We start from the raw sequence: 23,081 nt of genomic DNA, 5'->3' as shown, positions 1-23,081 counted from the left end.
ATTCATTTTACTACAACGGGGCGATTTCTTTTTTGATCTTTCTCAAAAAAACTACAAAAAAGCTCGGGGCCCCATCCTTTTGGGACAGCCCCTGGACTAAATCGTCTAAGGCTATGATCTCGAGTTGGTTTCGACCGTTTTTTCCATGTTTGAATAACACAAATAAATCCCCCATCACTATTTTTCTATATAAAATGATTCAACAAAAAAGCTTGTCGACCTGTTAAGAAAACAGACTTTGTCGACAAGCTGTCACTCCACAGACGTGGAGTGATTCAGCTTTTTGACGTTTTTAGCCACGGCAGTCAGGAGGCTTTGCTCCCTGACTTTGGCAAGCCCCTTGTAACGTGCATATCGAAGACCATGAAGATTTGAGCTCCTTTTAAATAACAGGACAATTTATAATGGTAGGATAATTGTGCATATTATTAGGTATCGGGGAACTAAAAAGCCAGAACGAAGAGTGCCCCTTCTGTTAACGTTGCCCTTTTTTTGTTCAAACATGAATGGTTTTTCAAGTCCTTATGAAATAAACAATGTTTCAGGATGGAGCACTTATAATATCGTTTATGGTTTCGCTGGTTTTTCCCTAGTTCATCATTCCAGGAAGGAGGGAATCGGTTGAACCCCTGGTCACCCTATATGGAGAACATGAATGATCCGTACTTCTATCGTGCCCTGCAGTCCCTCGCTGGCAGGGATATTGCAGTGCAAACAGTTCGCGGCAGCGTAAGAGGAAGGCTGTGTTCCGTTCTGCCAGATCATGTTTTGGTTCAATCCGGAGGGGCCCCTTTTTTTATTCGCACTCAGCAAATCATCTGGGCTGTGCCCATCTCGGCCAAACAGCGGATGTACAAACCGCCTTCCTTTGGAGAATTCGTTGAGGGAAATTGATTTTTTGCATTAGAAGTAGGGGGGAACTTATGATTAAACGCTTCAATCGTCTAGCCATCGAATTGCCTGTTCCCGAACACGGTGACGCTAACGCAGCGGCTGCCGTTCAGGAGTTGCTCGGAGGCCACTTCGGAGAAATGTCCACGCTGAACAACTATATGTTTCAATCGTTCAACTTTCGTGGCAAAAAGAAGTTAAAACCCTATTACGATCTGGTGGCCAGCATTACTGCCGAGGAATTCGGGCATGTGGAACTGGTCAGCACAACCATCAATCTTCTATCCACAGGCATTACCCATCCGGGAGATCCGGATATCACCCCGCTGCGCAACGGATTGGATGCGCGAAATTCGTATTATTTTATTGTCACCGCTCAGACAGCGTTTCCCGCCGATTCTATGGGTAAACCCTGGAACGGGAGCTATGTGTTCACCAGTGGTAATCTAATCCAAGATATGCTCCATAATTTCTTCCTGGAAATCGGTGCCCGCACCCATAAGATGAGGGTTTATGAAATGACCGACGCTCCCGTGGCGCGGGAAATGATCGGCTATTTGCTGGTGCGGGGAGGAACACACATCCTTGCATATGCCAAGGCACTGGAAACCCTAACCGGAGTGGATGTTTCTCGTATGCTTCCAATCCCGTATCCAGACAACACCAAATTTGATTACGCCAAAAAGTACATCGAGCGGGGATTGCAAAATGTCCTTTACACCTGGAGCGACAAGGATTACCGGGATATCGACAAGATTTGGAAAGGAGAGAATCCGGAAACAGGCGAGGAGCTCCGAGTAGTGATTGGGACACCAGAAGGAGCTCCAGTCCCTGATCTAGAAGAGTTGCCGGAAGAGTTCGCCCCTGGAATCACCAGGGATCATTACCAGTGGGTCTTGAAGAAGATGAAGAGTATGTTGTGATTACCCAAGGTTTAAAAAAGGCTGTTGACAAAGAAGGTCAACAGCCTTTTTTGTCGAAAACGAATAAAAAACATTCCCGGAGGGAAGGTTTCAGACTGTAGAAAAACCACTTCTGAAAACAGTGTCCAGAAGTGGTTTTTCTACAGTCTGAAAAGAAATATGAACAAGCGATAGAAGACTTAAAAAAACAACTCCTTCAAAAAGAAAAGGAGTGGCAAAGGCAGATGAAGCAGAGGGATATCATGATCATCTCAGCTTTTCTATTACTTTCTTCCCTTTCCGTATGGGCATTATGGAATTAAGTCCTTTAAGACTTTCATTCAAATGGAAAACACAGGAATTCTCTCCTGTGTTTTTCTTATTTCCTTTTTTAGAATCAACCAAAAACCGCCCTCCAATGACCAACAGAATCGCCAGTACGTCCCCCTGGATGAAAGTATGATGACGAACAGGGCCATCATCAAGACCGACACGACCCCAAAAAAATCAAGGGCATACACTTTCGTCAAAGCAAACCATAAGAAAAATAATTTGATATCACTGTAGAAGGTAACCCTTAGAGATTATTCGCCCTTTTTATAAAAGGATTATGTTTTGAATTTTAATTATATCTTATTTTGCGAATATAACATAAATAACAAAACAATAAAATCAGACTATTTTTGATTCAACGAGATATGATATAAATGAAATTGGAAGAAGTTATTTCTTTCAGTTTGCGCAAACGATTTCACAAGTATTATGATTAAAAATAAGGGGGTTAGATGGCGTGAAGGGAAAAACTCTCTTTTCACTTGTTATTATTTTCTCGCTTGTTATGCAAACGATTTCATTCACTGCCGGTATTTCAGTTAAGGCACAGGAGCGAATGGTTACTCTGACAGGAACATTGCAGGATGAACTGGGAGGTTCCGGGGAATGGAACCCTTCGGACTCGAAAACGGTCATGGCTAAACAGGAAAACGGAACGTATCAACTGACAGGGACCCTTCCCGCCGGATCTTACGAGTACAAAATCGCCATTAATGGTTCCTGGGATGAAAACTACGGGGTCGGAGGTGAGCCAAATGGTGCCAACTATAAGCTTACTTTAGACAAAGAGACGACGTTAACTTTTACTTATAACGACACCACTCACCGTGTTATTGTACACATCCCTCTTCCCCGGGAACAACAGCCCCGGATTGTCGGCGACATTCAGCCCGACATCGAGGCTGGCAGTGATTGGTCACCAGCTGAATCTACCGCTTTTCTTGAAGACAACGACCGTGACAACATTTATACTTACACCACGAACGTTCCCGGAGGAAAACATGAATTTAAAGTCGTTCTCGGCAACAGCTGGGAAGCGGCTGCCTATCCCTCCGATAACTTTGTTTTGAACGTTTTAAAGGATACGAAAATTACCTTTTACTATAACCATGATACGAAAGCGGTTTACACAGATTATGACCCTGGTGTTCCTGACGGCAAAATTCAAACGAATGAACTGCTCCATGATACATGGGAAGAGCTTTATCGTTCCCCATTTGGTGCGGTAAAAGCCGGACAAGCGGTAAAACTGCGCTTGCAAGCGAAAAAGGGAGATTTATCTGGCGCGAAAGTGATGCTAAGGAATACAGACAATGGCAAAACCACTCTGGTAGATATGGAGAATGCCGGCTGGACGGAGTTACACGGAAAAAACGTTGAATTTTGGGAGGTAACCGTAAGACCTGAACAAAAAGGTGTATATGGGTATAAATTTATTGTCCGGGACGGGGACTCTGTCAAAGAATACGGCGAAGACAGCCGGGAGGGTCATACCGGGATGGCTGTTGACAATAATGCCTCCACCTTCCAGCTGACTGTTTATGATCCCTCCTATCACACCCCCGATTGGATGAAAGAAGCTGTGGTCTATCAAATTTTTCCTGACCGTTTTCACAACGGGAACAAAAAGAATGACACCGCCAAATCAAAGGCCCGGGGCAATGAACCGGTTGAACACCGCAAGTGGAATCAGCTCCCCGATAACCCGCGTCTAAAAGACAGTGAAGGATATGATGGAGACGGAATTTGGAGCAATGACTTCTTCGGCGGCGACATCAAAGGAATCCAAGATAAGCTGGATTACATTCAATCTCTCGGTGTGAATACCTTGTACCTGAATCCCATTGCCAAAGCGGCATCCAACCACAAATATGATGCCACTGATTACAAGTCCATAGATCCCATGTTTGGTTCTCCGGAAGAATTTCAGACATTTGTCCGGGAATGTAAGAAACGCAAAATGAACCTGATTCTTGACGGGGTTTTTAACCATGTGGGTGACGACTCGATCTATTTTGACCGCTACGGCAAATACAAAACCGTCGGTGCTTACGAGTACTGGTCACGAGTATACGACCTTATCAACAATGGAGTAAAAGAAGAAACAGCCAAAAAGCGAGTGGAACAACAACTCCGCGCGGAAGGGCAAGAATTTAGCCCCTATGGTTTCCACAACTGGTTCAACATCGAAAACAAAAAGGAAAACGGTGTCTACAAATATCAGTCATGGTGGGGGTTTGACTCCCTTCCGGAAATCAAAGCCGTCCCCGGTAAAGCCGTCGACCATGATTCTGAGCTGAACAACCAGGATTTCGCCAACTATATAATGTTTCATAACGATTCGGTGGCAAAGACATGGCTCAAGAGAGGGGCATCCGGTTGGCGCCTCGATGTGGCTAATGAGGTTGACCCTGATTTTTGGCGCACCTTTCGGGAAGAACTGAAGCAGGACAGGAAAAAAGAACCATTGATCCTCGGTGAAATCTGGGACGATGCTTCAAAATACTTCTTAGGTGATCTGTTTGACTCTGTCATGAATTACCGCTTTCGCGATGCGATCATCGATTATCTGAAAAACGGAAATGCCCAACAAGCGGCAGAACAGCTTCGCGCCGTTCAGGAAGATTACCCGGATGAAGCCCTTCATGCCCTGATGAACTTAATGGGTTCCCATGACACTCCCCGGGCGGCTTTTGTCCTGGGAAACGGTACGGAGTCCCACGAACGTGCCGAACACGATAAAAATTACAACCCCGAACTGGGGATTCAACGCCTAAAGATTGCCTCCATCCTGCAGATGGGTTACTCTGGTGCCCCTACCATTTACTATGGAGACGAAGCAGGAGTGACTGGTTCCAAAGACCCTGATGACAGAAGAACATACCCCTGGGGCAAAGAAAACCGTGAGCTCATTAAACATTATCAGGCAATCGGCCAAGTGAGAAACGAATTTAAACACCTCTTTGCTTACGGAGACCTCCATCATCTCTATGCCAGGGATGATGTCATGATCTTCGCGCGCAGCAATGATAAGCAGATCGCCTTGGTCGCTACCAACCGCGGATCTCAGGTAAAAACCGTAGAACTCAATGTAACAGATTTGATGAAAAACAATATCAAGCTGACTGACCAATTGGACGAAAATTACAACATCATTAGCAAGGACGGCAAGTTGACCGTCACGATTCCGGCAATGAGCGGACGTATGCTGGTGTCCGACAAGGGACAAAACATCAAGCAGACAAAGGCTGTTTCCAAACTGGTTGCCATTGAGGGAAACCATTCCGTCACCTTAAAGTGGAAGGGAAACGCCAAATCATATCATGTTTACCAAACAACAGTGAGCGGGGCCTTATATCAAAAAGTGGCAAGCACCCGTCACACCAGCATCACCATTGACGGATTGAATAACGGCCGCAAGTATTATTTTGCTGTCACCGCGGTTGACGAGGAACAAAATGAGTCGGCGAGAACAGAAACAAGACAGGCGGTTATCCCTCATATAAAGTTGACCAGTGAAAACACACAGATCAAAAACATCACCCAGTTGGAAAACGCCACTCTCGATTTGTCAAAAAAGCAAGTTGTTTCAGGGGAAATCTTTATCGCCGGAGGGACTGAGCAAGATCAGGCGGAGGGACTTACTGCCAGACTAGAAATAAAAGAGCCCGGTGCTTCGGATTGGGTATCAACCCCTGCACAGTACACAGGCCAACATGGTGGATTCAATGTATTTAGTGCTCAATTCTTGCCGTTCACCACAGGTGAATATCAGTATCGTTATGCATTCTCAACCGATCTCGGACGACAGTGGATGGCGAGCGAAATCAAAACAGTAACCATCAGCAAAGGTGCAGACACAATCCCTCCCGCCGACAGCATTCACTTAAAACAACCCGCTCAAGAATCTGGTCAAGTGAACCTTTCCTGGTCCATCCTAGGGGCAAAAGATCCTTATATGATTGCCATTGTGCGCAACGGAACAATGGTTGATCAACTGTTTGATACGGGGATAAAGACATATAAAGATATCGAAGTGAATAATGGTACTCCCTATCGTTATCAAGTTAAGGTGTATGACCGGTTCGGGAATTTTGTCAGTTCCAATATCGTCAATGTCATTCCTGATCTGGTCACCATAAAAGTAACATTTAAAGTTAACCTCCCGGATTATACGCCTCAAGGGGTAAAGATCACCATTCCTGGCAACAAGAATGGATGGAACACCGGAGCCTGGGAAATGACCAGAGGAGGTGCCGTTACCAATGACTATGAATACACCATCGAAGCACAAGAGGGAGAAGTGCTCAGTTACAAATATGTCAAAGGGGGCACCTGGGAACAGGAAGGATTGGCCGACCACACTCCCAACAATCCCAATGACGACGATGTCAGCTATTATGGCTACGGCGCAACAGACACCAATTTGCAAATCATTGTCACCAACCAGGGCGAAAACCGGATGATCGTTCAAGACAAAGTTCTGCGATGGATCGATCAACCTGTAGTGATCACTTCCCATACGGATGGCCAAACCGTTACCACTGAGACTATCACGTTAAAAGGAACTGCCATCAAAGAGGGGATTTTAACCATTAACGGCGAGCGCGTTTCAATCCGGGATGACATGGAATTTTCGCATACTCTTTCCTTACAGGAAGGAGCTAACACATTCAATATTCGCATCGAACCATCTGAAGAAAATAAATCAACCATCTTCAAAAACGACGCCGGAGCAATTGCAAAAAATACGAAGGAATTCTCCTTTATCATCTATAAAGACTAGTGTGAAAAGACCGGCTCCTCACAACAAATGAGGAGCTGGTCTTTTCGCTATCTCTTTTTCGCACATTCAACCTGATCCTTTGTATCCTATTTAGAGCTTCCCCTATTTTACCTTTCATGTATATCCCGGTGAATCAGGTGCAAGAATAAAGTTAAAGTTCAGGGGCCAAGGAGACGTTGTAAATGAAACATACCTTTACGTTACTTATCAAATTTTTGTTTACGAGCGTTGTTCTTTATTTAATATTGGGGCTACTTTTCCGGGTCTCTTATACAAACATTCTGCTAACCAGTATTGCCATAACCGTCATTGGCTACCTTTTTGATCTCTTTTTAATGCCCCGAATCGGGAATCTGTTTTCAACAATTACTGATTTCATGGTTACCGCTTTTATTGTTTGGTTGTTTGGAACCCTCCTGTTTGATACAGATATTGCAACATATTATTATAAACGGAATACGATGCCTCTCTTTGAGGTAACAACGATCAGCGCCCTGGTAATTGCTGCGGGAGAATGGTTTTTTCACCGGTATATGAAACGCACACTGTTTGCAGAAGAGATGAACGACTGAAAATACATACTCTCATTAGGGTTGTGGAAAAGGATAAGGAAGTGATAACCGTTATGGCGGAGAAAGTAATTTTTGCCTATTTTCGCACGATGGAAGGAGCAGAAAAAGCTGTTAAAGAGCTAAAAAATCGCGGTTTTCATGATGCACGGATCGACCGTTTCTCTCCGATAGGAGGCGGGAATGTACATGATGTAGACGACATCCTGGAAAATCCTTTCACTAATCAGGGAATTTCACTTACAACCAGCACACTGGGTTCACCTGAACTGAACCCGGATAAAAGAACATTGCTTGCAGCTCATGAAGATGCCAGCGGATGGACGGGCGGCCACGGATTTTCTTCTCCGGAAGATGTTTGTGTTACCGTGTTTATCGATCCTGCCCGACTGGAGGAAGTCACCTCTTTGTTGGAACTGGCAGGCGCGAGACTATAACTGAGGGTACGGAGTCAAGGAGTAGCAGTAAGACTACTCCTTATTAACATGGCATTGAGTCTGCTTGACCCTGCCGTAGACTCCCCCGCCGCCTTCTTCCAATTCTAACCGTTGCTCCCGGGCCAGTTTAATATGCCGGGCAATAACCTGGTTAGACACTTCAGCGATCTCGGAAATGGGAGCATGATGTAAGACACTCATCTCCGTCCCGAATGCATCCAGCAACTTATCCAATGTTTTTTTGCCCAGTTTGGGAATAAACTCAAGCGGCACCTGATACACATAAGGTGGCCGGTGATCAGGATGATGCATCTCCTGGTCAGCAATGTCCATGATCCGGTCACGAACCCCTTTTACTCTCTTTTTGCTTCCGCACTCCGGACACCTGGAAATTTCCGCATCCAACGGCCATAACTCATCACAATTTAAACAACGGGTGCGGTAATATTTGCCGAGGCGGGGATTTAGCCCGTAATTGGCTGCTACTTTTCTGCCCTTTTGTCTTAACAAGGCCCATTTTAATTCTTGAAAGCTGGCCTCCTTGACCCATAACTCATTATATTCCCGACCGATCTTAGGGATGGAATGGGCATCAGAGTTGGTGACAAAGCTAAGTGATTTCAATTCTGACAGATGGTCGGCCAAATGGCTGTCAGAACTCATACCAAGTTCCACACCGGCCAATCTTTTCAGGTCAAACAAATAACTCATCCGATCCGTTGCACTTCCATATACGCTTTTAAACGGTGTAAAAACATGAGCCGGAATGATGATCCCGTCATATTCAGCCACCTTTTCTTGTAAAGCGCCAGCCGGCTGATACAAGCGCTGTGTGCTTAACTGTACATTTTTCATATGTTTGGATAACCACTCTGTAAAGCGGCTGATTTGATTCAGTGTTGGAAAATAGGTAAGAACATGGGCGGCACCCATTCCCGGTTCCCTGATTTCAATCTCTGCCCCCAAGATACAGGTTGTCTCCCGGTATACGATACCTCCGCCGGGATGCTCCTTATATAAACCCGACCGCAATCCCCGGCGAATCTCCCCTTGTACAGGAGGTGACGCAGCATCAATCACCCCGATCATTTCAATTCCCTTTCGGTGGTATGACTCCCGTACAATCTGTTCAAAGGTCATATTGCGAGCTGCGGTAATTTTTACGGGCAAATTGCTTTCTGTTCTGCCAATATGAATGTGAAGATCAGCAAAAATAGATTTCAAACAGATCTTCCTCTCAACACCTGGTTTTGCCATAGATAAACGGCCGCTACCGTTTTGGCGTCACAAATTTCTCCGGCAGCGATACGCTCCAGGCATTCATCCAACGTAAGCTCAACCAGTTCTACAAATTCATCTTGATCCAGCCTGGCTTCTCCTTTGCTTAACCCATTTGCCCGATATATATGCAAATACTCATCAGCAAAGCCGGGAGATGTGTAGAAAGAAACAACATGTTCGATCTTTTCGGCACGATAACCTGTTTCTTCCTCCAACTCCCGCATGGCACAATCTGCCGGGTTTTCTCCCGCTTCCAGTTTACCGGCGGGAATTTCCAGAATCGTCTTTTCCAATGGCTTGCGAAACTGCCGAACCATGACCAGTTTATTTTCTTCAGTTACCGCCAACACACTGACGGCACCCGGATGTTTTACGATCTCACGCGTGGAGGTTCCCCCGTCGGGCAGCTCTACCCGGTCGATTTGCAAGCGAACAACCCTTCCCTCAAAAATCGTTTCACTTGCAATTGTCTTCTCTTCTAAGTTGCGCACTTGAGTCACTCCTTATTTATCTATCCGTTTATTATATCTTACCGTAACCTCATCAGAAGAAAAAACGCACATATTTTGAACCAGAGCGACGTATGTCAGAAGAGAGGATCTGGAAAGACTCGTATTAATCAAGTGAATAAGCGAGGTCAATCTATGAATATAAAGATGAGTGATACGAACCTGCACATGTCAGGAAAAGCCTGGCAAATAAGAGCTCGACTGCGTGAATGGTCCAAACACCAAATCACACTTCAAGAATTTTTGTCCCGACAAATAGGCAGGAAACAGAGGGATAAAAAATTTCTAAGAAACTGCCGCCCATTTCCAGCCCATCTACGGAGACTGTAAAATACCGGCTCCCTCCCATCGAAATATTCTATAATACAAAAAATAATTCATCATCTGGTAAATTTTATACTTTTTATATTCTAATCTTTAATATTAATTAATAAATCAATTAATTTATAAAAAATTATTTATTCTAAAGTGTGGAAAGCCTTCTTTAATTCACCACTTATTTAATACAAAATATTTTTTAAATGGGGGCATGCTGCTGTGAAACGCGTTAAAGTGCTGACAATGGCTGTAGTCCTGATGTTTTCCATGCTGACAACGGGCTTCCTTACGATGGGGGTTGCGGAAGCGAAGCCAAACTTTCTGTTACCATTTGCCTGTAATGAGAAATGGGTCGTTAAATCCTGGAGCGGCCACAATCCCTACTACGCTGTGGACATGAACAAATACGGAACATCCGGGAACGGGGACTATGGCGAGAATGTGGTAGCTTCAGCTCCCGGTACGGTCAAGAGTGTCGTCAACCTGGGAGATCGCAGTTATGGTCTCTACATCATCATTGACCACGGAGGTGGCTGGGAAACTCTGTATGCCCATCTGAGCTCCGCCAATGTATCACAGGGGCAGTCTGTTCAAGCAGGAGATGGAATTGGAAAAGTGGGGAATTCGGGAACGACCTATGCCCATCTCCACTATGAGCAGCGTTACCAGGGTGATGACCGCCCCGTTACACTCCAGGGCTACACCTTCTCTTACCCGTCGGACAGCAGGACCATGACGAGTCAAAATTGCGGCGGGAGTAACGAGATCACAGGTACCGTCCATACTGATAACGGACTGCCTGTAAATGTAAGATCAGGTCCGGGCACTTCTTACAGTATAGTAGGCAAAAAGTATGATGGAGACGTTGTAACCATTGAGTGCCAAATTAGAGGGGAAACGGTAACAGGTAAATATGGTACAAGCGATCTCTGGGATCGAATCGGCCCGGGTCAATATATCTCTGATACTTATGTGTATACAGGTTCGGATGGACAAGTCGCTCCTACTTGCCCGTCTCCTTAAGCCTAAATCTAAAATCTGCCGGTTCCATCTCTTAATGACGATAGAGGTCTTCTCTATCGTCATCATCATTCTTAAAGTCTTTCAAAAGATCGAAAAAGGGGTATATTTATGAAAAATTTATTTTTACTTATCTTCGCGAGCGTAATCGCTTTAACTTCCTCCCCGGCTTTTTATCTGGTTGGGCATGCCAGTCCCACAGCAGAACAAACCATTGTGAATGAAGATTTCTCAAGTGGCACGATTCCGGCAGACTGGAAGGCAATTGTCGGGGAGTGGAAGGTTCAAAATGGACGGTTGGTAGGAAAATCCGATAGCACTGGCCAATTGTCACGGATTGCTTTTGGACCGCATGTAGAAAATTTTCGATTCGAAGCAACGATTCGCTTTGATCAAGTGCTTGAACCGACAAGATGGACGGCTTTAGCCTTGGACATGCCTTCTTCCAATACCGTACCATGGTCACAAGCAGCCTTGCGAAGCGGGTCAACGGCCTCAAACGGGGTTGAATTTGCGCAGCGGACGACAGAAAACAAATGGAATGTGATTTCAAAAACATCAGCCCCAAGAGAAGTAGGAGTCGGAAAAGATGTCCGAGTAAGAATTGAGGTGCACGAAAATCTTGCTCGCTGGTATTTTGATGATCGTTTTCTGTTAGAAGAGACTTTTTTACCTCGCAGTTCTAATGGAGTATTTGGCTTTGTTGTTAGCGGAGCAACCGTTTCGTTTGATAATGTAAAAATTACACAATTAGAACCGAAACCACCCGTATTAAAGGAAACTTTCTCAGGCACTTCCATTCCCTCCGGATGGAACCCCAGTGGAAGCTGGACAGTTCAAAACGGCCGCTTAATAGGGAAATCTACCAGTACTTCCGATCTGTCACGTATCTCTTTCGGATCCCATCTTAAGAATTTTCGATTTGAGGCGACAGTTCGTTTTGACCAAGTGATTGATCAAACGCGGTGGGCCGCTTTAGCGTTGGATATGCCCAAAACTAACACAGTCCCTTGGTCACAGGCGGCCATGCGCAGTGGCACAACTGCATCGAATGGGATTGAATTTGCCCAGCGCACATCATCAAACAACTGGAATGTCATTTCAAAAGCTGCCGCTTCTACTGATGCGGGGGTAGGTAAAGATGTGCGTGTGGCGATTGAGGTACAAGACAAACGGGCCCGCTGGTATTACAATGGACAATTTGTTTTGGAAGAGACCTCTTTGCCACGCAGTTCTGATGGTGTGTTTGGTTTTGTTATCAGTGGGGCTACTGTTTCGTTTGATGATGTAATCATAAGGAGTTTAGGGGACTACCCATCCCTTTTTAAAAATACCTATGGGAATCCGCATGTTGTGGCTCACCGCGGCAATTCCGTTGCAGCTCCTGAGAATACCATCGCAGCAATCCGAAGTGCTAAGAATGCGGGAGTGCCTATTGTAGAAGTAGATACACAAACAACATATGACGGAGTGCCGATCTTGATGCATGATAAAACTGTTGACCGAACAACAAATGGAACGGGTTATGTTAATGAAATGAATTTAACTGAAATTCGCATGCTTGATGCAGGTTCATGGTTTAGCCCACAATTTGCCGGTGAAAGGGTACCCACTTTAGAAGAAGCCCTGGATGAGATCAAAGATTCCAATATAAAGTTGTTATTAGAAATTAAAGCACCTGAAACACAGACAGAGATAAAACGTATCCTGTTTGAGGTAACAAGCAGGGAAATGTCAGATCAAGTCATCATTCAGAGTTTTGATGAAACGATTCTCCGTTATGCCAGGTCACTTGCACCAGAGATACCACGGGCTATCTTGCGTACTACGCCACATACAGACCCTGTCGCAGCAGCCAAAGATCTTGGCTTAATATCGTATCACGCAAAACATACTGGATTAAGTGAAAACCCCGGTGTAATTAAAACTTTGCATCAGGCAGGCTTCTCAGTATTTACCTATACGATAGATACTTCTACTGAATGGGGTAAGTTTACAAACCTTGGTGTTGATGGCATTGTTACGAATCATCCCAAAGCCGCATTGGACTGGTTATCAAATGGATTCCCCGGAACAGTTAACACAACGACCGGAGTAAACCTGAATGTCAGATCCGGTCCAGGCACCAACTATGACATTGTTGGTTCCGTAGCCGATGGACAAACTATTTTCATCAAGTGCCAGATTAGAGGAGAAACAATAACTGGTACATACGGCACCAGCAACCTCTGGAATCAAATCGGTGATGGCAAGTATATACCCGATGCTTACACGTACACCGGGTCTTCCGAACAGGTTGCGCCTACCTGTACGAATTAATTTCCCTTGGATTAGCTGTAGAAGGGCTTAGATCTGTGATCCAATCGAGTAAGAGGGGGTGACTAACCCCCGTCTTCTCACACCACCGTACATACCGTTCGGTTTCGGGATTTCGACTCGACGGACAGGCATCGGTTCATAGGTTCCATCTTCGATGGAAGCCCGAATCGAAGCCCAGTAACATTGGATGTGCGCTCGTAGGGATTCTACCGGCATTCCATCCACACCATAGCTTCGTTCTTTTCCACCTGTTTCAGGGGTTTTAAGAGATTTTCCCGTCATAGCAGTTTGTTTCATTAACATCGACATAACCTTCCTCGTGAACGTTTCAGTCTATTTCTTTACTCCACCCTCTTGAAATCCCCCGTGGGATTCACACATCCTCCTTCAAGTAAGCCTATTCCAGGTTGTCTGTCTCATCGTAAAGAATGAACGCCTAGTGAATCGTTCTTCCTAAGTGTTCAGCCCTTCCTCTTTCAGGCGTCCCCTACTTGAGTACTATGGCGTCTGCTGATTTCTGACTGTTCAGCCTTTCCTCTCAGAAAGGGTTACCATGTGGGCATGGCGTTTCAGTCAGACCTCCCCGGGTAAGAGCGCAGTCTTTCACTCCATCTATCTGCCTCACTCTCATTCGCTTTTGGTAGCAAGGACTTTGTCTTGTTGAGCAGACTTATCCAACGAATGCTAACCTTATATGAGGTTCGTGTTCCTCAGACCGGAGATTTGCCGCTGGCTTCTTTCAGTCTCCGCCTCACGGCGGGACACCCTTGCCTTAAGCTAATGGCTACTGCTACCTTCACCATTCGGGACTTGCACCCTGTAGACTACGCCCATGCCAGGCGCACTGACAGGAGGAACCTAAGCCGGTAAAGGCTCAAGTTCCTCCTGTTTAAAAAAAGAATACAATCTTTTGGAACCCATATATCCAGCTTACTGCATGAGGTACAACCCGTCATACGAAATTTCCGATTATATTTATCCTTATCACCGATCTGAAGGGGGTGATCGGTATGTCCCTGCCCCCTTGGCAATATACCTTTCCTTTAATGAACCTCCCCCACTGTAGAGGTGGAGGTTTCTTACCATCAGAATCAAGAAACTCTCACGCATAGAAGGGTTTGCCTTCTACACTCGATCTATATCCTCTGGATTCCTAAGTAAGCAACATACACAGAAGTGTATGGGTCGGTCCGGACCATCCAATAGCATTAGTGATCCGTAGATACGTTGTACTCTATGAGTCGCAAAAAGGACCTACAAATTAAAAAACTTTTACGCTAAAACTCTCCACACAGATCGGAGATTTTTTATATATTGTATATATGAATTCTTCATGATTCGTTTACTCTAAAAATCAATCTAAGCAGAGAGGAGATTTGTATGCAACAAAGTAAATACACCCTTCACCAGTCTGTTCTGGACAGCCTAACTCCCCGCGAACGTCATACATACTTTGAATTGGTGCGGCTGGCAGCACCTGAAGATACGTTCCATGAAGAATATAAAGTACCGATTCCCAGGGGAGGTTGTATTATCTCCTATCGTCAATTAGAGAAATTGTTGGATATTACCAAATCCACGATTCGCAGGGCGCTGACACGTTTAGTAGAAAAAGATTTGATTGAGTTAACCAACATGGGGAGAATCAAAGGAAAAGACGGAAATCTGTATCGGACACTCTGCAAGATTAAGCATGTTTATAGTCCTGTTGTAAACAACAATGAAACAAGGAAGGTGCCTACGCTGATTGAGGGCATTTACCAGTTGGAAATCAAACATCTGGCTAATCGATTAGCTGAGTTAGAATTATTGCAAAAGCAAGTAAACGAACATCGGCCAAAAAATGACCAGTTTTTGCTGGACTTGCTCATCCAATCCTATCACATTGCAAATAACATACTTTTATATAAAAAGAAATATTTATCCGCAGATGATGGCTTATATATTCATCGTGCGGAAAATGACTTGAAACTCTTCATCCAGGAGAGAGAAGGAAAAAGTCTCAGCCCCATTGAACTGCAGTTGCAGGCAGTTCTCACACTCCTTGACTCGTTAAACTCTGATTTTAGCGAACTTGAAACCAGCGCAGATAAACAGCTTAGAGACAACTGCATGAAATTGATCAAGACCATTTATCAAAATGCCGCACAGTTGTTACAAAGAGACACTTCTGATGACTGGCCGGTACAACCCGGCGGATGAGTTGGAGCGGTCATCTCTGATTCTTTGCAGGGCGCCAGTCTGAAGGAAAACAGAAGTCTGACCTCACCAATTAAAATAATTTTTCTATTGCACAAACCTAATTTGTTTGAGGTGATCAATCTGAACATTCAATTTCCCCCAGAGAACAAAAAGATTCTTTTAGAAGAGCTGAAACGGGTCCAAAAATGGGAAGAGGAGCAAAATGATCTGTGGTTTTGGGAAAAAATCGGTCGTATTCCCTTCGCCATTTTAGATAAAATTACCCCGCAAGCCGTCCATGATCTGCTGGGTAAAATTCTCGATGAACTCGGGGGATATGTCCAAACCGGAGGACATTATTTGATCAGCGAAGCCAGTATATTGGAAAAACTGGCTGCAACAGCCGGCCATCCCTCCGCCCGCTTGCAATTGAAAGATGTCCAGTCTCTTCCCATACAAACCATGAACAAACTGTCTGAGCAGTTAAAAGAATCCCGCGTTCAATTTGCAACGATACAGGGGGCCACGACAGGCGTTGGTGGAATTTTTACTCTGGCAATCGATATTCCTGCATTATTGGGTTTGTCATTAAAAGTATTACAAGAGATGGCAATCACTTATGGCTATGATCCCAAAGAAAAGAAAGAGAGAATCTTTGTCGTTAAGTGCCTGCAATTCGCCTCTTCCGATTTCGTTGGCAAAAAAGCAATTTTAAAAGATCTTTCCCGTTATCGCGAGGGGAATACCGAACGGGAATCCATCTCCCAATTGCAAGGCTGGCGCGAAGTAATCGCCACTTACCGGGATAATTTTGGCTGGAAAAAACTTTTTCAACTGGTTCCGGTGTTCGGCATTCTCTTTGGTGCTTACATTAACCGCTCCACCATCGATGAAGTGGCTGAAGCAGGCCAAATGCTATACCGTAAGCGGAGAATCCTGGACAAGCTTGAGGCATTGGAAAAAACAAGTCATGATTTAACAGAAAGCGATAATTCCTCCCTTTAATTTCAAAAAGCTGGTCTCTGTATCCACAGAGCACCAGCTTTTCTACTCAAGAAAGATAAAAATAAAATGACCGCTTGTTGCGGTCCCCGGCTTAACCCGGGAAAAAGTGGCCTGATTGACCTCAAATTGCAGCTTTTTGATTATGCAAGCACTTCTACTTTCGCACATTCTGTCACTAATGAGAAAACAAGCTCGGCAGCTTTGACCAACTCGGCGATCGGCATCCGTTCACTGGTGGTGTGGATATTTTCATAGCCGATCCCCAGATTGACTGTTGGAATACCGTAACCGGCGATCACGTTGGCATCACTTCCACCCCCACTTGCACCGAGGTACGGTTTACGGCCAACCTGTTTTACAGCGGCGATCGCTTTTTGTACGACCAGGTCTGATTCATCAAATTGAAAAGCCGGATAAAGGACAGTTGTCTCCACTTCCGCTCTGGCATTAAACTCTTCAGCTGCTTCATGGAACGCCCGTACCATTTTATCCACCTGGGCCTGTAATTTTTGCTCGTTCCGGCTGCGCGCTTCTGCAAGTATTTCTACACGCTCGGGAATAATGTTGCTCGCTGTTCCCCCTTGAAATCTGCCGATATTCGCAGTTGTTTCTTTGTCGATGCGTCCAAGCGGCATTTTGGTAATCGCCCTGCTTGCCACTTGTATGGCGCTGATCCCGTCTTCGGGATTGACACCGGCGTGTGCAGCTTTGCCATAAATCGTAGCCAAAATTCTCATCTGGGAAGGTGCGGAAGTGATAATTTCCCCGACTTGTCCATTTGAGTCAAGGGCAAAGCCAAAATCTGCCTGTACCAGCTCACGGTCCAAATGGCGGGCTCCCAACAAGCCGGACTCTTCACCGGCAGTGATGACCAGTTGAATCGTCCCATGGGCAATATTCTGCTCTTTAATCTGACGCAATCCTTCCAACAGGGCAGCCAACCCCGCTTTATCATCACTTCCTAAAATAGTGGTACCATCAGAGACAATATATCCGTCTTGAATCGATGGTTGAATCCCTCTTCCGGGGGCAACGGTATCCATGTGGCAGGTGAAATAGATCGAGGGTGCATCAGGAACAGACCCCTTCAACGTTGCAACCAGATTACCCGCACCGTGACCCGTCTTCGCGGCAGAACCGTCCTCCACCACCTCTAATCCAAGATCCGTCAATTTTTGTTTTAAGAGATCACAAATCTCTCTTTCGTCTCCCGTTTCGCTGTCTGTTTGTATTAGTTCCAAAAATTCGTCGATGAGGCGTTGTTGATTAATCAATTGAATATCCTCCATTCAATGTTCATGGATCAAATGATATATTCATCTATTTTACAACAAAACTACTGAATGCGTCTTGAGCGAATGTGCCTAAACATGAATATAGGGTTAAATATTGTCTGTTTTTTTACTATATTATGTTCAAAAAGCAAAAAATCTACTTAATTGGGTATGTTTATGTCTTAACAAGCCAAAAGCCGTCCCCACCCTGACATCGGGAAGGCAACGGCTTCATCTTGATTATAAAATTACCACGTATCTCTGCAGCCCGAAGGCGGACAGGTGCCAAGTTTTAACTACTGGTGATGATATATCTTTTTTTCCCAGTCTTTATAAACTTCAATCGGTTGACTCCATTTGCAATTCTGTTTCTGCCATCTTTTTGCCTGCTGTAAAAGTTCCTTTCTTCCCGCTGTTCGCCAGGGTGAGTCATCCCTTGGACCACGGATGAAAGTAACATCTGCTTTATTCACTTCAATCCCTTCCCTTTGAATGGAACACCTTTCCTGCTTAATCGGAACCTGCTGTTATTTCTAAAAAAATTAAAGCGGGATGTTGCCATGCTTTTTTGCCGGACGGGTTTCCCGTTTGTTACGCAACATTTCCAGTGCGCTTTTTAATTTTTTTCTTGTTTCCCGCGGGTCGATTACATCGTCCACCATCCCGTGTGCCGCAGCAACATAAGGGTTGGAAAATTTTTCCCTGTACTCCTGGATTTTCGCTTTACGTATCTCTTCAGGATTTTCACTCTCTTCGATCTCACGCTTAAAAATAATGTTGGCAGCTCCCTCTGCTCCCATCACCGCTACTTCCGCACTGGGCCAGGCATATACGAGATCGGCTCCGATTGCTTTTGAATTAAGAGCCACATAGGCACCACCAAAGGCTTTACGGGTGACCACAGTAATCTTTGGCACAGTGGCTTCGGAGTAAGCGTATAAAATCTTGGCCCCGTGGCGGATGATCCCGCGGTGTTCCTGGTTCACTCCCGGGAAGAAGCCGGTCACATCGACAAAGGTGACGATGGGGATATTAAAACAGTCACAAAAGCGAATAAAGCGGCTCAATTTATCTGAAGAATCAATGTCAAGGCCACCGGCCATCACCTTTGGCTGATTGGCGGCAATTCCCACTGTCTGGCCGGCGATCCGACCGAAACCGACGACAATATTACGGGCAAACTGTTGATGTACTTCCATAAAATCGCCGTTATCTACAATAAGGTCAATGATCTTACGCACATCATATACTTTCGTCCCTTCTACCGGCACTGCTTCCGCCAGCTCCTCCACCCAGCCGTCATCCTCTTTCATAAAAACGCGCGGAGGATCTTCAACATTATTCTGCGGCAAAAAGCTGAGCAGGCGGCGCACTTGCTCCAAAACTTCCGGTTCACTGGGCGCTGTAAAATGGGCGTTCCCGCTTATACTGGCGTGGACATTGGCTCCACCGAGATCCTCCGTGGAAATCACTTCTTTGGTTACCGTTTCAATCACTTTTGGTCCCGTAATAAACATCTGGCTTGTTTTTTCAACCATGAACACAAAATCTGTAATCGCAGGGGAATAGACAGCACCGCCGGCACATGGCCCCATGATGACAGAAAGCTGGGGAATCACACCGGAGTAGATGGAGTTACGATAAAAAATGTGCCCGTAGCCGTCAAGGGAAACCACCCCTTCTTGAATCCTCGCCCCTCCGGAATCGTTGAGACCGATGATCGGTGCCCCGTTTTTTGCCGCCAGATCCATGATGCGTGCGATCTTTAATGCATGCATCTCTCCCAGTGCACCGCCGAATACAGTGAAATCCTGGGCGAAAACATAAACAAGCCGGCCATGGATCTTCCCGTACCCGGTAATAACCCCCTCTCCCGGTGCTTCTGTTTGATCCATGCCAAAATGGGTAGCACGATGCTCAATAAAAGGATTTAATTCCACAAAAGTTTCTTCATCCAATAAGAGCTGGATTCGTTCACGGGCAGTTAACTTACCTCGTTTATGCTGGGACCGGATGCGTAATTCCCCTCCGCCCTGTTCTACTTTGCGCCGCCGCTCAGACAATTGTTCAATCTTCTGGTACATATCCATATGCGATCAACTACTCCTTTTTTTGTGATGTCATCGGCTCACACAATTCCATCAACACTCCACCCGTCGATTTCGGGTGTAAAAAAGCAATATTCATCTGGTGGGCTCCCGGTTTGGGTTGATCATGGATCAGTCGGACCCCTTTCTCAGCAAGCCCCTTCAACCTTTCGGGAAGGCTGGTCACTTCAAAGGCAATGTGATGAATCCCTTCTCCATATTTTGCTAAAAATTTAGCAATGGCACTTTCTTCCGACATCGGTTCCAACAATTCAATCCGGCTTTCACCAATGTTGAAAAAAGCGACTCTCACTTGCTCACTTTCAACAGCTTCAATTCCTTCAAAGGGCAGTCCCAAAACTTCTTGATACCACCTGACAGAGGAGTCCAAGTTCTGCACCGCAATGCCAATGTGGCTTATTTTTTGTGGAGTCACACTTTTCCCTCCTTAGTCAGTACCGCCTCGCGAATAAAATTGGCCGTTTCTTTTGTCGTCGTGCCGGGAGTAAAAACTTCAGCGATTCCGCTTTCTTTTAGGAAGGCGATATCCTCTTGCGGGATCACCCCTCCCCCGACAACGATGATATCCTCAGCGTTGTTTTCCTTTAAAAGGCGAACAACTTCCGGAAACAATTCATTATGCGCCCCTGATAAACAAGATAAGCCAATCACATCCACATCCTCTTGAATCGCTGTTGCTACGATTTGGGCGGGAGACTGGCGTAATCCGGTGTAGATCACTTCCATTCCCTCATCGCGCAATGCCTGGGCAATAATTAAGGCTCCGCGATCATGGCCGTCTAAGCCGGGCTTGGCGACTAAAACACGAATGGGTCTATCCATCCCTACAACCTCCTATACCGGTTGATACTCTCCAAAAACCTCTCGTAATGCATGGCAAATTTCCCCGACAGTAGCATATGCTTTTACTGCTTCCAGAATATAAGGCATCAGGTTATCCTTTCCTTGCGCCGCTTGTTTCAACAGAGCAAGTCTGGACCGGACCTCCTCCTGGTTCCGGCTGGCCCGTACTTGCTTCAACTGTTCAATCTGCCTTTTTGCCAGCTCAGGGTCCATCCGCATCAATGGCGGCTGAACTTCATTTTCCAGACAGAAACGATTCACCCCGACTACAATTTCTTTGCCAGCCTCAATTTTGCGCTGGGTTTCCAGTGCCACACGGCGAATCTCCCGTTGCATAAACCCTTGTTCCACAGCCTGGACCGCCCCCCCGATCTCGTCAATCTGATGAATGTAGTTGAGAGCTTCCCGTTCGATGGTATCTGTCAATTCCTCAATGTAATAAGAGCCGCCCAGTGGATCGACCGTATCTGCGACTCCGCTCTCGTAAGCAATAATTTGTTGCGTCCGCAGTGCAATGCGCGCCGATTCTTCCGTCGGCAAAGCCAGTGCCTCATCCCTTGCATTGGTGTGCAAACTTTGTGTTCCGCCCAATACTGCGGCAAGCGCTTGCAAAGTAACACGCGCAATGTTGTTATCAGGCTGTTGCGCGGTCAAGGTGGACCCGCCTGTTTGCGTGTGGAAGCGGAGTTGTAACGAGCGCTCGTTCGATGCATGGAAACGCTCTTTCATCAATTTCGCCCACAAGCGGCGGGCGGCACGAAACTTAGCGATTTCTTCAAAGAAATGGTTGTGGGCATTAAAGAAAAAGGAAAGTCGCGGGGCAAACTGATCAACAGATAATCCGGCTTCAATCGCTGCTTCCACATAAGCGATCCCGTTCGCCAGGGTAAAGGCAACCTCCTGTACTGCAGTTGAACCGGCTTCACGAATATGGTAACCGCTGATACTGATGGTGTTCCATTTGGGAACATGTTTCTCGCAATAGGCAAATACATCGGTGATCAGTCGCATCGACGGTTGTGGAGGAAAAATATAAGTTCCTCTGGCTATATATTCTTTTAAAATATCATTTTGAATTGTTCCTCGGATCTGGCGGGACTTAACTCCCTGCTTTTCAGCGACCGCTATATACATAGCCAGCAAAATGGAGGCCGGGGCATTAATGGTCATTGAGGTGCTAACCTGGTCCAAAGGGATGCCTTCAAGCAACCGTTCCATATCCTGAAGCGAATCAATGGCAACTCCCACTTTGCCCACTTCTCCTGCAGACATGGGATCATCTGAGTCATACCCAATCTGAGTCGGTAAATCAAATGCAACACTAAGCCCGGTCTGTCCCTGCTCAAGCAGATAGCGAAATCGTTTGTTCGTTTCTGCAGCAGACCCAAATCCCGCATACTGGCGCATCGTCCAGTAACGCCCGCGGTACATGGTTGGACGAATTCCGCGGGTGTATGGATATTCACCGGGGAGTCCCACCTGCTCCGCGATCTCCTCCAACGTTTTGCCCTGGCTGTATAAACGTTTGACTTCAATTCCAGAAAGCGTTTCAAACCGCTCTTTTCGCTCCGGAGACTTTTCCATCAGCTGATCAGTCTTTTTTTCCCACTCCTTATACCGTTGATCCCATGATTGTTTTGCCATCCTCAACCGTCTCCTCTCTTTCCAAAACTTGTTGCATCGCCATCCCGTCATTCTCATCGTTCCGAGGCGTTTTTCTTAATGGATGCAACAATCTCCTTCTCAATAAAACGCTTTCACTTCTTAATATAACAAATATTACACCTGTTTGAACTCCCATTTCACAAACCTGATCCAATGGACATCCCAAACAGAGTTCTGTAAAATAAACTTTTGAGGTGAGTAACTTTTGCAAGCGCGTTGGGTCAAAGCAATTGTGTATGTGATCATCTTTACTTTGCTTATCACAACGGTCGCTGCCGGAATAACAATATTCCTATAATCTTCACTTAACAGTTTGTTTTTTTACGTAAAGATTGATTATACTTATTTAATGGAAGCGCGTTCTCATGCGCGGACGAACTTGGAAAGCAGGTGTAAGAGTCAATGAACTACTTTATGGTGCCAATCCTTGTCCTTATCAGTATTTTTGCGATCCAAGGCACTCTCTACAACAAAAAAACGGGTAACAAACCCGGTCTGGTCATTGGCGGAGTGTTTACACTCGGCCTTGTCGGGGTAACCCTGCTCGCCCTGTACGACTTGTTTGTAGGCATCCAGTAGTCCATATGGAAAAAGGCTTCTTTCTCGTATGAGATGGAGGCCTTTTTGTATCTGCACTTAT

The 23,081-nt window shown here is 45.6% G+C and carries 20 protein-coding genes and 1 pseudogene; 12 read left to right on the top strand and 9 right to left on the bottom strand.

Translation table 11 applies throughout. The features are described from left to right. Positions 1-621: 621 nt before the first annotated feature. From I8U27_RS11880 to I8U27_RS11860, 5 genes are all read left to right on the top strand, one after another. Complete coding sequence (locus I8U27_RS11880) at positions 622-894, top strand: YuzF family protein (protein ID WP_309506145.1); 273 nt, start codon at positions 622-624, stop codon at positions 892-894. Positions 895-923: 29 nt separating this feature from the next. Beyond that, positions 924-1,814 carry a manganese catalase family protein gene (locus I8U27_RS11875; protein WP_181752279.1) on the top strand — a complete coding sequence of 297 codons (891 nt, stop codon included), beginning with the start codon at positions 924-926 and terminating at the stop codon, positions 1,812-1,814. Positions 1,815-2,583: 769 nt separating this feature from the next. Beyond that, the gene (locus I8U27_RS11870; protein WP_181752278.1) at positions 2,584-6,912 is read left to right on the top strand and encodes an alpha-amylase family glycosyl hydrolase; all 4,329 of its coding nucleotides are present in this window, start codon (positions 2,584-2,586) and stop codon (positions 6,910-6,912) included. 182 nt (positions 6,913-7,094) lie between these two features. Next, positions 7,095-7,484: a DUF2512 family protein gene (locus I8U27_RS11865; RefSeq protein WP_181752277.1), complete on the top strand. Its 390-nt coding sequence runs from the start codon at positions 7,095-7,097 to the stop codon at positions 7,482-7,484. Between the two features lie 53 nt (positions 7,485-7,537). Beyond that, on the top strand, positions 7,538-7,918 hold the full coding sequence (locus tag I8U27_RS11860) for a hypothetical protein (protein ID WP_181752276.1): 381 nt from the start codon (positions 7,538-7,540) through the stop codon (positions 7,916-7,918). Between the two features lie 33 nt (positions 7,919-7,951). Here I8U27_RS11860 and I8U27_RS11855 read toward each other — a convergent pair whose 3' ends face one another. Both I8U27_RS11855 and I8U27_RS11850 read right to left on the bottom strand, forming a co-directional pair. Further along, complete coding sequence (locus tag I8U27_RS11855) at positions 7,952-9,175, bottom strand: endonuclease Q family protein (protein ID WP_181752275.1); 1,224 nt, start codon at positions 9,173-9,175, stop codon at positions 7,952-7,954. Further along, positions 9,139-9,699, bottom strand: coding sequence for an NUDIX hydrolase (locus I8U27_RS11850; protein ID WP_309506144.1), 561 nt, complete (start codon positions 9,697-9,699; stop codon positions 9,139-9,141). Before I8U27_RS11850 ends, I8U27_RS11855 begins: the two co-directional genes overlap by 37 nt. A gap of 144 nt (positions 9,700-9,843) precedes the next feature. Here I8U27_RS11850 and mciZ point away from each other — a divergent pair, with 144 nt between their 5' ends. The 3 genes from mciZ to I8U27_RS11835 all read left to right on the top strand — a co-directional run bounded on the left by mciZ (position 9,844) and on the right by I8U27_RS11835 (position 13,365). Next, a complete protein-coding gene (gene mciZ, locus I8U27_RS21375) occupies positions 9,844-10,038 on the top strand; it encodes a Z-ring formation inhibitor MciZ (protein WP_181752273.1) in 195 nt (64 codons plus the stop codon). A 207-nt stretch (positions 10,039-10,245) separates the two neighbouring features. After that, positions 10,246-11,049 (top strand): peptidoglycan DD-metalloendopeptidase family protein, encoded by an 804-nt coding sequence (locus I8U27_RS11840; protein WP_181752272.1) that lies wholly within the window; start codon positions 10,246-10,248, stop codon positions 11,047-11,049. Between the two features lie 108 nt (positions 11,050-11,157). Then, positions 11,158-13,365 carry a glycerophosphodiester phosphodiesterase family protein gene (locus tag I8U27_RS11835; protein ID WP_181752271.1) on the top strand — a complete coding sequence of 736 codons (2,208 nt, stop codon included), beginning with the start codon at positions 11,158-11,160 and terminating at the stop codon, positions 13,363-13,365. A 57-nt stretch (positions 13,366-13,422) separates the two neighbouring features. Here I8U27_RS11835 and I8U27_RS11830 read toward each other — a convergent pair. Then, positions 13,423-13,622: pseudogene (locus I8U27_RS11830) on the bottom strand (group II intron reverse transcriptase/maturase); the annotation flags it as partial. A 1,123-nt stretch (positions 13,623-14,745) separates the two neighbouring features. Here I8U27_RS11830 and I8U27_RS11825 point away from each other — a divergent pair. Both I8U27_RS11825 and I8U27_RS11820 read left to right on the top strand, forming a co-directional pair. Next, complete coding sequence (locus I8U27_RS11825; protein ID WP_181752269.1) at positions 14,746-15,567, top strand: DUF2913 family protein; 822 nt, start codon at positions 14,746-14,748, stop codon at positions 15,565-15,567. Positions 15,568-15,654: 87 nt separating this feature from the next. Beyond that, complete coding sequence (locus I8U27_RS11820; RefSeq protein ID WP_374057927.1) at positions 15,655-16,551, top strand: EcsC family protein; 897 nt, start codon at positions 15,655-15,657, stop codon at positions 16,549-16,551. Positions 16,552-16,691: 140 nt separating this feature from the next. Here the strand turns inward: I8U27_RS11820 and I8U27_RS11815 are convergent, their stop codons facing one another. The 6 genes from I8U27_RS11815 to I8U27_RS11790 all read right to left on the bottom strand — a co-directional run bounded on the left by I8U27_RS11815 (position 16,692) and on the right by I8U27_RS11790 (position 22,420). Then, on the bottom strand, positions 16,692-17,825 hold the full coding sequence (locus I8U27_RS11815) for a M20/M25/M40 family metallo-hydrolase (RefSeq protein WP_181752268.1): 1,134 nt from the start codon (positions 17,823-17,825) through the stop codon (positions 16,692-16,694). Between the two features lie 296 nt (positions 17,826-18,121). Then, positions 18,122-18,298: a hypothetical protein gene (locus I8U27_RS11810; protein WP_181752267.1), complete on the bottom strand. Its 177-nt coding sequence runs from the start codon at positions 18,296-18,298 to the stop codon at positions 18,122-18,124. 69 nt (positions 18,299-18,367) lie between these two features. Next, positions 18,368-19,915, bottom strand: a complete 1,548-nt coding sequence (locus tag I8U27_RS11805; protein WP_374057926.1) for an acyl-CoA carboxylase subunit beta — start codon at positions 19,913-19,915, stop codon at positions 18,368-18,370. 10 nt (positions 19,916-19,925) lie between these two features. Continuing rightward, positions 19,926-20,348, bottom strand: coding sequence for a methylmalonyl-CoA epimerase (gene mce, locus I8U27_RS11800; protein ID WP_181752266.1), 423 nt, complete (start codon positions 20,346-20,348; stop codon positions 19,926-19,928). After that, a complete protein-coding gene (locus I8U27_RS11795; RefSeq protein WP_181752265.1) occupies positions 20,345-20,755 on the bottom strand; it encodes a cobalamin B12-binding domain-containing protein in 411 nt (136 codons plus the stop codon). The genes mce and I8U27_RS11795 overlap by 4 nt, the downstream gene beginning before the upstream one ends. A 12-nt stretch (positions 20,756-20,767) precedes the next feature. Beyond that, positions 20,768-22,420, bottom strand: a complete 1,653-nt coding sequence (locus I8U27_RS11790) for an acyl-CoA mutase large subunit family protein (RefSeq protein ID WP_181752264.1) — start codon at positions 22,418-22,420, stop codon at positions 20,768-20,770. 226 nt (positions 22,421-22,646) lie between these two features. On the opposite strand from I8U27_RS11790, the gene prli42 reads away from it, so the two are divergent. After that, positions 22,647-22,739 (top strand): stressosome-associated protein Prli42, encoded by a 93-nt coding sequence (gene prli42 / locus I8U27_RS21370; protein WP_181752263.1) that lies wholly within the window; start codon positions 22,647-22,649, stop codon positions 22,737-22,739. A gap of 104 nt (positions 22,740-22,843) precedes the next feature. Further along, positions 22,844-23,020 carry a hypothetical protein gene (locus tag I8U27_RS11780; RefSeq protein ID WP_181752262.1) on the top strand — a complete coding sequence of 59 codons (177 nt, stop codon included), beginning with the start codon at positions 22,844-22,846 and terminating at the stop codon, positions 23,018-23,020. Positions 23,021-23,081 lie beyond the last annotated feature (61 nt).

This window comes from Paenactinomyces guangxiensis, assembly GCF_016055185.1.
GTDB classification, from domain to species: domain Bacteria; phylum Bacillota; class Bacilli; order Thermoactinomycetales; family Thermoactinomycetaceae; genus Paenactinomyces; species Paenactinomyces guangxiensis.
Note: the sequence above shows the minus strand (reverse complement) of the source record. Positions and strands in the feature narration are given on the sequence as shown.

Coding starts and splice junctions, on each gene's coding strand:
- I8U27_RS11835 (WP_181752271.1), top strand. CDS start 11,158: ATGAAAAATTTATTTTTACTTATCTTCGCGAGCGTAATCGCTTTAACT.
- I8U27_RS11855 (WP_181752275.1), bottom strand. CDS start 9,175: ATGGCAAAACCAGGTGTTGAGAGGAAGATCTGTTTGAAATCTATTTTT.
- I8U27_RS11805 (WP_374057926.1), bottom strand. CDS start 19,915: ATGGATATGTACCAGAAGATTGAACAATTGTCTGAGCGGCGGCGCAAA.
- I8U27_RS11825 (WP_181752269.1), top strand. CDS start 14,746: ATGCAACAAAGTAAATACACCCTTCACCAGTCTGTTCTGGACAGCCTA.
- I8U27_RS11795 (WP_181752265.1), bottom strand. CDS start 20,755: ATGGATAGACCCATTCGTGTTTTAGTCGCCAAGCCCGGCTTAGACGGC.
- I8U27_RS11790 (WP_181752264.1), bottom strand. CDS start 22,420: ATGGCAAAACAATCATGGGATCAACGGTATAAGGAGTGGGAAAAAAAG.
- I8U27_RS11875 (WP_181752279.1), top strand. CDS start 924: ATGATTAAACGCTTCAATCGTCTAGCCATCGAATTGCCTGTTCCCGAA.
- mciZ (WP_181752273.1), top strand. CDS start 9,844: ATGAATATAAAGATGAGTGATACGAACCTGCACATGTCAGGAAAAGCC.
- I8U27_RS11780 (WP_181752262.1), top strand. CDS start 22,844: ATGAACTACTTTATGGTGCCAATCCTTGTCCTTATCAGTATTTTTGCG.
- I8U27_RS11865 (WP_181752277.1), top strand. CDS start 7,095: ATGAAACATACCTTTACGTTACTTATCAAATTTTTGTTTACGAGCGTT.
- I8U27_RS11860 (WP_181752276.1), top strand. CDS start 7,538: ATGGCGGAGAAAGTAATTTTTGCCTATTTTCGCACGATGGAAGGAGCA.